Here is an 11,017-nt window from a genome sequence, read left to right on the forward strand (position 1 = left end):
CTACGGTGCTGAGCTTTACCCAGGCGTAGCCCATGGACGAAGCCGGGTCCTCGCGATGACGGCTACTTCTCGTTCATCACCAGCGCGACCCTTCCGATTGCCTTGCGGTCGATCAGGAGGCGCATCGCTTCGGCCCAGCGTTCGAGCGGCAGGCGGTGGGAGATGTTTGGCGAAATCTTGCCCTCCTCTGCAAGCCGCATGAGGTCGCGTTGGCGCGGGCCTGCGAGCGAGGGGTCGCGCCGCATCGCTTCGCCGGCGCGCACGCCAAGCACGGTGGCATTCTTGATCAGCACCAGATTGGTCTTGGCGACGCCGACGCCCTGCAGGAAACCGATGATGCAGAGCCGAGCATTCCAGTTGATGCAGCGCAAGGATTCTTCGAACGCTTCGCCGCCGACCGGATCGAACACCACGTCGGCGCCGCGGTCATTCGTGAACTCCTTGACCCTGTCGCGGAACGGCTCGCCGGATTTCAGCACGTGGTCGGCACCACGGGCCTTCGCCACCGCAAGCTTCTCGTCGGTCGAGGCGATCGCAATCACCTTCGCGCCGTAGGCCTTGCCAAGTTCCACCGCGGCGAGGCCGACGCCGCCGGCAGCACCGTGCACCAGCAGCGTTTCGCCGGCCTTGATCTGCGCGCGATCGACCAGCGCGTAATAGGCTGTGCCGTGGCCGGCGAAGAAGGTCGCGCCCTGCGCGTAATCGAACGTCCGCGGCATCAGCTTCAGGTCGGCCGGCACCGAGATGATCTCCTCGGTGTAGCTGCCCTCGCGAGGTTTCACCATGACGCGGTCGCCAACGGCGAAGTCTTTCACATCGGCCGCCACTTCAATGACGTCGCCCGCAGCCTCCATGCCCGGCACAAACGGCAGCGTCGGCTTGTGCTGGTATTTGCCGGCAATGATCAGCACGTCCGGGTAGTTCAGCCCTGCCGCGCGGACGGCCACGCGCACCTGTCCCGGTTTGAGCGGCTTGCTCTCGAACTCCTCCAGACGCAGCTGCTCAGGTTCACCCAGTTCGCGGCAGACAACAGCTCTCGGCATTCAGTAGTCCCTTGTTGTTTTTGCCGTCATTGCGAGTGAAGGCTGGCGACGCAGCGGTTCAGCACCAGCGCTTGCAAACACTTGCAGACTGGATTGCTTCGCTACGCTCGCAATAACGAGTGGCTTGCGCCGGCGTTAAATCACCATGTCTTCGTCGACGCCAGCCCTTAACTCCGGAGCCCCAGCTTCCGCTCCAGCGCTTCGCGCAGCAGCGGCAGCCGGTCATTGCCGAAGTACATGTCCGTCTTGTCGACGAACATCGTCGGCGAGCCGTAGCCGCCGCGCGCGATCACCTCGTCGGTGTTCGCCTTCAACTGATCCTTGATCGGCTGCTCGGCAATCCCTGCAAGGAATTTCTGGGGGTCGACGCCGACACGCTGGCAGATCTTCGCCAGCACCTCGTCCTTGGAGATGTCCTGGTCGTCGCTCCAATAGGCTTCGAAGCAGGCGGTGGCGAACGGCAGCAGCTTGCCTTCCTTGTCGAGCAGGATGCAGCCGCGCATCGACTTGACCGCATTCACCGGAAATATCGTCGGCGGCATCTTGATCTTCAAGCCGGCCGAGCGGGCCCAGTCTTGCAGGTCCTTCTTGCCGTAGCGCTGCTTGGCCGGCACCGGGTCGTTGCGGCTGTTGTACACGCTCGGGTTGACGGCGTTGAAGATGCCGCCCACCAGCACCGGCCGCCAGGTGATCGGCACATTGTATTGTTTGGCGATCGGCTGGATGTTGTGGAAGGCGAGATAGGTCCAGGGGCTGGAGCAGTCGAAGAAGAACTCGATCATTCGCGTTTCCTTTGGTTTCTTTCCTTCTTAGCCGCTGTTTTGCCGCCCCGCTATGCCAGGAAACTTCGCCAAGCTGTGCATTTACGCAACGCTCGCGACATGCCAGCCTGCAGGTCGAGAAACTTTCGGGGAAATGCCATGCTCTTTCCGACCACCATCGCCGGGTCGCTGCCGAAACCGGCGTGGCTCGCTGAACCGAACATGCTGTGGGCGCCCTGGAAGCAGGACGGCGCGGCGCTGGCTGCGGCCAAGCGCGACGCCACGCTGCTTGCGGTCAAGCTGCAGGAAGACGCCGGTATCGACATCGTCACCGAAGGCGAGCAGGCGCGGCAGCATTTCGTGCACGGCTTTCTCGAGCGCGTGGAAGGAATAGACTTTTCCAACAAGGTCGAGATGGGCATCCGCAAGGATCGCTACAAAGCGATGGTGCCGCAGGTGGTCGCGCCGTTGCGGCTGCGCGGCCGCGTGCACGCGGATGAAGCGCGCCAAGCACGCGCGCATACGAAGGCGAAGCTCAAATTCACCGTGCCGGGACCGATGACGATCATCGACACGATCGCCGACCGCCACTATGGCGACCGCGTCAAGATGGCGTTCGCCTTTGCCGACCTGCTCAACGAGGAAGTGCGCGCGCTCGAAGCCGACGGCGTCGACATGATCCAGTTCGACGAGCCGGCGTTCAACGTCTACATGGACGAGGTGCGCGACTGGGGCATCGAAGCGCTGCAGCGCGCGGCAAAGGGACTCACCTGCGCTACCGCCGTCCACATCTGCTATGGCTACGGTATCAAGGCCAACACCGACTGGAAAGAAACGCTGGGCCGTGAGTGGCGGCAATACGAGGCGACGTTCCCGGTAATCGCCAGAAGCACGATCCAGCAGGTGGCGATCGAATGCCGCAACTCGCACGTGCCGATGGAGTTGATGGCGCTGCTCGAGGGCAAGGTGGTTCAGGCCGGCGTCATCGACGTCGCAAGCGATGTGATCGAGACGTCCGAGGACGTCGCTGCGGTGATCGGCGAAGCTATGAAGCATGTACCGAAGAAAAACATCATCGCCACGACGAATTGCGGAATGGCGCCGATGCGGCGCGAGATCGCCGAAGCCAAGCTGGTGGCGCTGGGCGCTGGCGCGCGGCTGGCCAGGAAGAGGTTTGGGTAAGAGTCACGTCATTGCTAGCGAAGCGACGCCATTCTTCGAACGGCTATGCCTCGCAATGACGACCTATGCCGACCCGTCCCTCAGCGGCGGCTGGAAGGCGAGCCCTGTGTCCCAGGGAAAGAATATCCAGGTGTCCTGCGACACCTCGGTGATGAAGGTATCGACCAGCGGCTTGCCCATTGGCTTGGCATAAACGGTCGCGAAATGCGCGTCGGGAAGAAGGTCGCGCACCACGCGTGCGGTTTTTCCAGTGTCGACCAGGTCATCGACGATCAGGAGCCCCTTCCCGGTGCCGCCGCCGAGCGCCATCGTCTGTTCGGACGGTGGCTTCAGCAGCGTCAGTTCACCTTGCGTCTGGTGTTCGTAGCTGACGACGCAGACCGTATCGATCATACGCACGCCGAGCTCACGTGCGACGATCGTCGCCGGAACAAGGCCGCCGCGGGTGATGCCGATGACCGCCGCGAACGGTCCGATCCCGTTCAGCCGCCAGGTCAATGCGCGGCAGTCCCGATGGAACTGGTCCCAGGAGACAGGAAAGATCTTTTCCGGCGACGGCGCGGACGGACTGGTCATGGCCCTCTTCCCGTCATTGCGAGCCGGCTTCGCTTTGGGGCTACGCCGGGGCAAGGCGAAGCGACTTGTCCGCCGTAGCGCGAAGCGCGCAGGCGGAAGCAATCCAGTCTGAGGTTGTGGCAGATGCCGCGATGGATTGCTTCGTCGCCACAGGCGAGCGAAGCGACGCCGTTCTTCGAACGGCTATGCCTCGCAATGACGCCTCTCATGACCGCGCCACCTTCAGCTGGGCGAGCATCGCCTGCACCGCGTCCATGGCTGCGCGCAGCTTGTCCGGGTCGCGCGAGCGCACCACCAGGTTGGTGTTCGGCTTCTTGTCCTCGTCGACAAACGGATAGCTGCCGATCACCGTGTCCGGATGCTCTAGCGCGATCTCGCGCAGCGGGCCACCGATGTCACCCTCGCGTGCATTGGCCTTGACGCTCTCCGACAGCATCCGGGGGCCGGACCGGAGCTTCGGCGCGACGATATCCATCATCGCTTGCATGATGCTCGGCACGCCGGCCATCGTGATCACGTTGCCGATCCAGAATCCCGGTGCCATGATCGTCGCGCTTTCGACCAGCGCCGCGCCGTCCGGCACCCGCGCCATGCGAAGCCGCGCCTCATTCAAATCTGCGCCAAAGCGCTTGCGAAAGCGTTCGACCACGTCCGAATGGTGGTTGATAGGCACGCCGAACGCCTTGGCGACGCTGTCGGCGGTAATGTCGTCATGGGTCGGGCCGATGCCGCCCGTGGTGAACACATAGTCATAGCGATGGCGCAGCGCATTCAGACCCTCGACGATCGCGTCCTCGTCATCGGCAACGATCCGGACTTCCTTCAAGTCGATCCCGATATTGGTCAGGTACTCGGCGATGAAGCCGATATTCTTGTCCTTGGTCCGGCCGGATAGGATCTCGTCACCGATCACCAGAATTCCCGCCGTAACAATTTCGCTCATCGGACCAGACTCCTCACCGGCAGATTTCGGCCGCCAGGCTTCGCATTGCAGCGAGATGCCCGCCGAAACGGCAAACCCTCGCCTATTATTGTGGCACGAGACCATCTGGACCCGCTACCAATGGCTCGCAACCCATGCATATCGCGCTGGCCCGCCCCTTGCTACCATTGCCTGCGAGCCATCCACCCTCAAGGTGGGGCTCCCGGGGATGGTCTGACGGCTCATGGCAGTTGCGTTCGATGAGATGAACCAGCCCGACGGCAGTTTGCGTCAGGCGTATCAGGAACTCTCGCTCTGGCTCAACGATACCCCGCCGGACGCCCTGGAGTATCGCCGCAAGGAAGCGGAGCTGCTGTTTCGCCGGATCGGCATCACCTTCGCGGTCTATGGCGAGGCCGAGGCGCAGGAGCGGCTGATCCCGTTCGATGTGATCCCACGCATCATTTCCGCCAGGGATTGGGCGGTTCTCGAAGCGGGCCTGAAGCAGCGGGTCAAGGCGCTGAATCTGTTTCTGTCCGACATCTATCACGGACGTGACATCCTGCGCGCCGGGACCATTCCGGAGGACCTCATCTACCAGAACCCGGTCTTCCGGCCCGAGATGAACGGGCAGGACGTGCCGCACGACATCTACGTGCACATCGCCGGCATCGACATCGTTCGCGTCGACCCGGAAAAGTTCTACGTGCTGGAGGACAACGCGCGTACGCCCTCGGGCGTCTCCTACATGCTGGAAAACCGCGAGATCATGATGCGGCTGTTTCCGGACCTGTTCGCGCGGCATCGCGTCGCGCCGGTGGAAAACTACACCGACGAACTGCTGGCCGCCCTGCGCTCTGTGGCGCCGGCGACCGCCTCTGCCGAGCCCAATATCGCCCTGCTGACGCCGGGCATCTACAACTCAGCGTATTACGAACACTCGTTCCTCGCCGACAAGCTCGGCATCGAGCTGGTCGAGGGGCGTGACCTGCTCGTCAGGGACGAACAGGTGTTCATGCGCACGACCGAGGGGCTGAAGCGGGTCGACGTGATCTACCGCCGTCTCGACGACGACTTCCTCGATCCGCTGGCCTTCCGCCCGGACTCGATGCTCGGCGTGCCCGGGCTGATGACCGCCTACACTGCCGGCAACGTCACGCTGGCGAATGCGGTCGGCACCGGCATCTCCGACGACAAGGCCGTGTACAGTTACATGCCGGAGATCGTGAAGTTCTATCTGGACGAAGAGCCGATCCTGAACAACGTGCCGACCTATCGCTGCCGGCAGGCCGACGACCTCAAATATGTACTCGATAACCTGCACGACCTCGTCGTCAAGGAGGTGCACGGATCCGGCGGCTACGGCATGCTGATCGGCCCTTCGGCGACCAAAGAGATGATTGCGAGCTTCCGCGACAGGCTGAAAGCACAGCCGGACAACTTCATCGCCCAGCCGACACTGGCGCTGTCCACCTGTCCCATCGCCACCGAGCAGGGCCTGGCACCGCGTCACGTGGACCTGAGACCCTTCGTGCTCACGGGGCGCGAGCACACCACGATTGTGCCTGGCGGGCTGACGCGCGTGGCGCTGAAGGAGGGATCGCTGGTCGTCAACTCAAGCCAGGGCGGCGGCACCAAGGACACCTGGGTGCTGGACGAATAACCATGCTCTCCCGCACCGCCGAGAACCTCTACTGGCTGGCACGCTACGTCGAACGCGCCGAATATCTCGCACGCACGATCGATGCGACGTTGCGCGCCACCGCGCTGCCAAGCGCCTATGTCGGCAAGAGCAACGAGTGGGAATCAGCAATCTACACCGCCGGCGTGGCAGACGGTTTCTTCGGAAAGCACGAGCAGGCCGATGAGAGAAGCGTCGTCGACTACCTCGCCTTCGCAACCGACAATCCCTCCTCGATCCGCAACTGCATTGAGATCGCCCGCCTCAACTCGCGGTCGGTACGAACGGCGCTGACCGTCGAAATGTGGGATACGATCAACGGCGCCTGGATCGAACTGCAGCAGGTGTGGGTGAATGCGCCGCGCACCCGCGATAACCTCTCGCGCTTTCTGCGCTTCGTGCAGGAGACGTCGCTGCGCTTCGACGGCTCGGCCTACCGCACGATGCTGCGCAACGATGCCTACTGGTTCTCCCGCCTCGGCCTGCACCTGGAGCGCGCCGACAACACCGCGCGAATCCTCGACGTGAAGTATCATATGCTTTTGCCGGAGGATGAGCACATCGGCGGCCCGCTGGACTACTATCAATGGACGTCAATTCTGCGCTCGGTGTCGGCGCTGACCGCCTATCACTGGGTCTATCGCGAGACGCTGAAACCGTGGCTGATCGCCGACCTGCTGATCCTCAACAACTCGCTGCCGCGATCGCTTGCGAGCTGCTACGACAATCTCGTCCGCAACCTCGACCAGATCGGCGTCGCCTACGGACGCCAGGGACCCGCGCAGCGCCATGCGCGCGGCGTCCGCAACCGGCTGGAGCACTCGAAGATGGACGATATCTTTCAGCACGGCCTGCACGAATTCATCGAGGAGCTCATCGCCGATAACAGCCGGCTCGGCGACATCATCGCCAAGCAGTATTTGATCTGACGCATGTTCCGTCATTGCGAGCGCAGCGAAGCAATCCAGTCAGCAGTTGAGGCAAATGCCGCGCTGAATTGCTTCGTAGCCCATAGGCGAGCGAAGCGACGCCGTTCTTTCAAACGGTTATGCCTCGCAATGACGATGGAACAGCCGCGATGCGCCTGAAGATCTTCCATGTCACCACCTACGCGTATGATCCGCCGCCGAGCGGTGTGATCCAGGTGCTGCGGCTGACGCCCGGCAATCATGACGGGCAATACGTCGCCGACTGGCACGTGGACGTGTCGGTCGATGCGCGGCTGCATATGCAGCACGATGCGTTCAGCAATGTGACGCATGTGTTCAGCCATGGCCCACTCAGCGAGCTGACGGTGCATGTCTCGGGCCTCGTCGAGACGCAGGACACGGGCGGCGTGCTGAAAGGAACCATCGAGCGGTTTCCGCCGGGCTTCTTCCTGCGCGCGACAGCACTTACCGGCGCCTGCGCCGAGATGGCGGACTTGTCGCGCAGGTTGCTGGCCGACGCCGGCGGCGACACGCTGGATTTTCTGCACGCCCTGCTGGCTCAGCTCGGCGCCCGCCTGACCTTCGACGCCAGCGCCGCAGCCGACGCTGGAGCCGCTTCGGCAACGGAAGCCTTCAAGCACAAGCGAGGCGGCTGCCAGGACCACGCGCACATCTTTGCGGCCTGTGCGCGCGCCGCCGGCGTTCCAGCCCGCTTTGTCTCGGGGCATTTCTACAGCGCCGATGGAAAACAATCGCGCGAGGGGCACGCCTGGGCCGAAGCTTTCGTACCGCAACTCGGCTGGGTCGGTTTCGATCCTGTCAATGGCGTCTGCACCACCGACGCCCATGCGCGCGTCGCGGTCGGCCTCGACTATCTCGGCGCCGCCCCGGTGCGCGGCACCTATTTCGGCGGCGGCGGAGAGACCCTGTCGGTCGCCGTCAAGATCGACCAGGCCGGCCGGCAGAGCCAGAACTAGTTCATTGCCTGCAATAGTGACCTTGTAAGAGCATCGCGCCTTTGCGACACATGCGGTCGACTGTCTCCCCCAATGGAGCCGACTGGGGAGCTGAAGGAAAAGCGACGACAGGACAGTGCAATGACTTACTGCTGCGGAATTCTGGTGCGCGACGGGTTGGTGATGATCGCCGACACCCGCACCAATGCGGGGCTCGACAACATTTCTACTTTCCGCAAGCTGCATGTCTATAGCAGGCCCGGCGAGCGCATCATGGCGATTGCGACCGCGGGCAACCTGGCGATCAGCCAGTCGGTGCTCTCCACGCTCAACGAAGGTGTGGAGAACCCGGATACCGGCAACATCGAAACGCTGATGGACGCGCCGACCATGTTCAAGGCGGCGCAGCGCATCGGCGCCGTCATCCGGCAGCTCAACGCCACCGAAGGCAAGGTATTGCAGAGCGAGGATATCAGTTTCGACGTGTCGTTCCTGTTCGGCGGGCAGATCAAAGGCTCGCGCATGCGCCTGTTCATGATCTATCCGGCGGGCAACTTTATCGAATGCACCACCGACACGCCCTACCTGCAGATCGGCGAACACAAATACGGCAAGCCGGTGCTCGACCGCGCCATCTCCTACGATGTCGACGTCTACGACGCGCTGAAGATCGGCCTGATCTCGATGGACTCTACCATGCGCTCGAACCTCGGCGTCGGCATGCCGATCGACGTGCTGGTGGTGCGGCCCGACACCGCCGGCGCCGACCTCGACTACCGCATCGAGGCCGGCGAGCCCTATTTCCACGACCTTCGCTCGCGCTGGTCCGCGGCACTGCGCGCCGCGCACCAGAATATTCCACGGCCGCCCTACAAAGGCACGACCTGACGGCGATCAATCGCAATTCGATCCTGCAACCAACAAGAGACTTCGGAGGATTCCCATGGCTGAAAAGAAGATTGCCCTCGTCACCGGCGCAGGCACCGGCGTCGGTCGCGCCGCATCGCTGGGACTGATGAAGGCGGGCTATCATGTGGTGCTCACCGGACGCCGCAAGGACAAGCTCGAAGAGACCGCCAAGGCCGGCCCCGCAGGCATGAGCCTCGTCGTCGTCTCCGACATGACGAAGCCGGAGCAGATCGACGCGCTGTTCGCCAAGACGATGGAGGCCTACGGTCGGCTCGACGTGCTGTTCAACAATGCCGGCGTCGGCACCCCGCCGATGCCTTTGGAAAATCTCACGCTCGAACAATGGAAGACCACGGTCGACACCAACCTCACCGCGCCGTTCCTCTGCACGCAGCACGCGTTTCGCATCATGAAGGATCAGACGCCGCGCGGCGGCCGAATCATCAACAACGGCTCGATCTCGGCCTACGCGCCGCGGCCGTTTTCCGCGCCCTACACGTCGACCAAGCATGCCATATCCGGACTGACGCGCGCGACCGCACTCGACGGCCGGGCCTACGACATCGCCTGCGGCCAGATCGATATCGGCAACGCGCTCACGCCGATGACCGAGCGATCGTCGGCCGGTCAGCTGCAGCCGAACGGACAGACCGTGCCGGAGCCACGCATGGACGTGCAGAATGTCGGCGACGCCATCGTCTTCATGGCGACACGCCCACCGGACGCCAACGCGCTGTTCCTGAACATCATGGCGACCAAGATGCCGTTCGTCGGACGGGGATGACTAAACGGCGGTCACCTTGATCGTCCTCCCCGCCCTCACCTTCGCGAGGGTCTTCACATCGCCGAGCGCCCTTGCCCAGACGTTGCAGGGGCTGACGAGCCGCGTCTCGTCGCCTTCTGAGATTGGCGTCCGCCCATAACCGATGGCGATGGCGTTGCCTTCAGGCCAGTAGGCGATCTCGCCGGGGACGATAACCGGACGCGCATCCTTCTCGCGTGGCACTTTCACCGGGACGGCGAAATAGACCTCTTCACCCCAGGCCGACGCGGCGCCAGTGATCGGCAGCGCCGCGCGATCGCTTTCGCGGTCGGCGTATCCAGCAGTTCAGCGTCAAGCGAAAGCTGGCCGAAATCGAAGCGAACGCGCATGGCAGATCCTTGCAAGCGGCGCTCTCAACGGCGCGCCCGTCGTAGCATTGGAACAATCGTTGGTGACGAGGCGGCACGGATTTCGCCCAACGGCTCGAAACCGTGGCGGCGGTAGAGCGGTATGTTTCGAGGGTTTGAGGATTCAAGGTAGGCCGGCGCGCGGTCGCGATCGCAGCGCTCCAGCGCATAGGACATCAGGGCGTCGCCGAACCCTTTGCCCTGCTGCGCCGGATCGACGCCGATCAGGGGCAGATACCAATGCGGCTCGTGCGGATGGTAGGCGGCCATCTGCTGAAACAAGGCAAGTGCGCTTTCGAGTTGGGTTGGGGAGAGCGAGCTCTGCATCACCTCCGCAAGACCATCCTGGTCAGGCTCGACGCCGGGCGGCAGCCAGAGCGCAGCGCCGGCGCCATCGCCGACGCAGTGCGCGCCACCGCAGGTGAACGCCTTTCCTCCGAATGCATGCACGAGCCGCGGCATGGTGGCGAGGTAGACGTCCGAACGCGGCCAGGTCCATCGCGTGGCCGGATCGGCCGCGAAAGCAAGCAGCATGATGTCGCTCGCCAGCGGTTCGTCAGCCGGCGTCATCTCGCTCACGGTTGAAGAATTCATGGCGTCCTCCCGCCTCTCAGCGACCTGGCGATCTGGCGTGCAAAGTATCGCTCATGTACACACGAAAAGGAACATGAGAGCGTATTCGGTTCAGTTTGAACGGAATACGCTCCAGATTCCTTTCAGTGGTCGCATTTTCTTGCGGAAAGCCGGTATCCACCTTTCCGGAAAATGCTCTAGTGTCCCGAATCCGAAGTTCGCCGTACTTTGCAGCGAGCTCAGAGCGAACTTCGGATTCGATCAGGACACTAGCAAGTTTATGATTCTAGTGTCGTTTATGGATCAGAAATTCGC

At 63.0% G+C, this 11,017-nt stretch carries 12 protein-coding genes; 6 read left to right on the forward strand and 6 right to left on the reverse strand.

The genetic code is table 11. From position 1 onward, the window contains the following. Positions 1-62 precede the first annotated feature (62 nt). On the reverse strand, positions 63-1,043 hold the full coding sequence (locus RCO31_RS02670) for an NADPH:quinone oxidoreductase family protein (protein WP_308966653.1): 981 nt from the start codon (positions 1,041-1,043) through the stop codon (positions 63-65). Positions 1,044-1,210: 167 nt separating this feature from the next. Continuing rightward, positions 1,211-1,825, reverse strand: a complete 615-nt coding sequence (locus tag RCO31_RS02675) for a 2-hydroxychromene-2-carboxylate isomerase (protein ID WP_308966654.1) — start codon at positions 1,823-1,825, stop codon at positions 1,211-1,213. A 138-nt stretch (positions 1,826-1,963) separates the two neighbouring features. Between RCO31_RS02675 and RCO31_RS02680 the strand changes: the two genes are divergently transcribed. Continuing rightward, on the forward strand, positions 1,964-2,986 hold the full coding sequence (locus RCO31_RS02680) for a methionine synthase (protein WP_308966655.1): 1,023 nt from the start codon (positions 1,964-1,966) through the stop codon (positions 2,984-2,986). Between the two features lie 63 nt (positions 2,987-3,049). Here the strand turns inward: RCO31_RS02680 and gpt are convergent, their stop codons facing one another. Beyond that, on the reverse strand, positions 3,050-3,562 hold the full coding sequence (gpt, locus tag RCO31_RS02685) for a xanthine phosphoribosyltransferase (RefSeq protein WP_308966656.1): 513 nt from the start codon (positions 3,560-3,562) through the stop codon (positions 3,050-3,052). 205 nt (positions 3,563-3,767) lie between these two features. After that, entirely contained in the window at positions 3,768-4,505 is a 738-nt protein-coding gene (locus RCO31_RS02690) for a molybdopterin-binding protein (RefSeq protein WP_308966657.1), read from the reverse strand. 223 nt (positions 4,506-4,728) lie between these two features. On the opposite strand from RCO31_RS02690, the gene RCO31_RS02695 reads away from it, so the two are divergent. From RCO31_RS02695 to RCO31_RS02715, 5 genes are all read left to right on the forward strand, one after another. Then, positions 4,729-6,147, forward strand: coding sequence for a circularly permuted type 2 ATP-grasp protein (locus RCO31_RS02695; RefSeq protein WP_308966658.1), 1,419 nt, complete (start codon positions 4,729-4,731; stop codon positions 6,145-6,147). Between the two features lie 2 nt (positions 6,148-6,149). Further along, positions 6,150-7,094, forward strand: a complete 945-nt coding sequence (locus RCO31_RS02700; protein WP_308966660.1) for an alpha-E domain-containing protein — start codon at positions 6,150-6,152, stop codon at positions 7,092-7,094. A 149-nt stretch (positions 7,095-7,243) separates the two neighbouring features. Next, the gene (locus RCO31_RS02705; protein WP_308966661.1) at positions 7,244-8,071 is read left to right on the forward strand and encodes a transglutaminase family protein; all 828 of its coding nucleotides are present in this window, start codon (positions 7,244-7,246) and stop codon (positions 8,069-8,071) included. Between the two features lie 120 nt (positions 8,072-8,191). Next, complete coding sequence (locus RCO31_RS02710; RefSeq protein WP_308966662.1) at positions 8,192-8,938, forward strand: peptidase; 747 nt, start codon at positions 8,192-8,194, stop codon at positions 8,936-8,938. A gap of 55 nt (positions 8,939-8,993) precedes the next feature. Then, positions 8,994-9,743 (forward strand): SDR family oxidoreductase, encoded by a 750-nt coding sequence (locus RCO31_RS02715; RefSeq protein ID WP_308966664.1) that lies wholly within the window; start codon positions 8,994-8,996, stop codon positions 9,741-9,743. Here RCO31_RS02715 and RCO31_RS02720 read toward each other — a convergent pair whose 3' ends face one another. Both RCO31_RS02720 and RCO31_RS02725 read right to left on the reverse strand, forming a co-directional pair. Beyond that, positions 9,744-10,028, reverse strand: a complete 285-nt coding sequence (locus RCO31_RS02720) for a cyclophilin-like family protein (protein ID WP_308966683.1) — start codon at positions 10,026-10,028, stop codon at positions 9,744-9,746. Positions 10,029-10,135: 107 nt separating this feature from the next. Beyond that, positions 10,136-10,723: an N-acetyltransferase gene (locus RCO31_RS02725; protein WP_308966666.1), complete on the reverse strand. Its 588-nt coding sequence runs from the start codon at positions 10,721-10,723 to the stop codon at positions 10,136-10,138. Positions 10,724-11,017: the final 294 nt, after the last annotated feature.

Source organism: Bradyrhizobium sp. LHD-71, assembly GCF_031157255.1.
Lineage (GTDB): Bacteria > Pseudomonadota > Alphaproteobacteria > Rhizobiales > Xanthobacteraceae > P52-10.

Coding starts and splice junctions, on each gene's coding strand:
- RCO31_RS02670 (WP_308966653.1), bottom strand. CDS start 1,043: ATGCCGAGAGCTGTTGTCTGCCGCGAACTGGGTGAACCTGAGCAGCTG.
- RCO31_RS02675 (WP_308966654.1), bottom strand. CDS start 1,825: ATGATCGAGTTCTTCTTCGACTGCTCCAGCCCCTGGACCTATCTCGCC.
- RCO31_RS02680 (WP_308966655.1), top strand. CDS start 1,964: ATGCTCTTTCCGACCACCATCGCCGGGTCGCTGCCGAAACCGGCGTGG.
- gpt (WP_308966656.1), bottom strand. CDS start 3,562: ATGACCAGTCCGTCCGCGCCGTCGCCGGAAAAGATCTTTCCTGTCTCC.
- RCO31_RS02690 (WP_308966657.1), bottom strand. CDS start 4,505: ATGAGCGAAATTGTTACGGCGGGAATTCTGGTGATCGGTGACGAGATC.
- RCO31_RS02695 (WP_308966658.1), top strand. CDS start 4,729: ATGGCAGTTGCGTTCGATGAGATGAACCAGCCCGACGGCAGTTTGCGT.
- RCO31_RS02700 (WP_308966660.1), top strand. CDS start 6,150: ATGCTCTCCCGCACCGCCGAGAACCTCTACTGGCTGGCACGCTACGTC.
- RCO31_RS02705 (WP_308966661.1), top strand. CDS start 7,244: ATGCGCCTGAAGATCTTCCATGTCACCACCTACGCGTATGATCCGCCG.
- RCO31_RS02710 (WP_308966662.1), top strand. CDS start 8,192: ATGACTTACTGCTGCGGAATTCTGGTGCGCGACGGGTTGGTGATGATC.
- RCO31_RS02715 (WP_308966664.1), top strand. CDS start 8,994: ATGGCTGAAAAGAAGATTGCCCTCGTCACCGGCGCAGGCACCGGCGTC.
- RCO31_RS02725 (WP_308966666.1), bottom strand. CDS start 10,723: ATGAATTCTTCAACCGTGAGCGAGATGACGCCGGCTGACGAACCGCTG.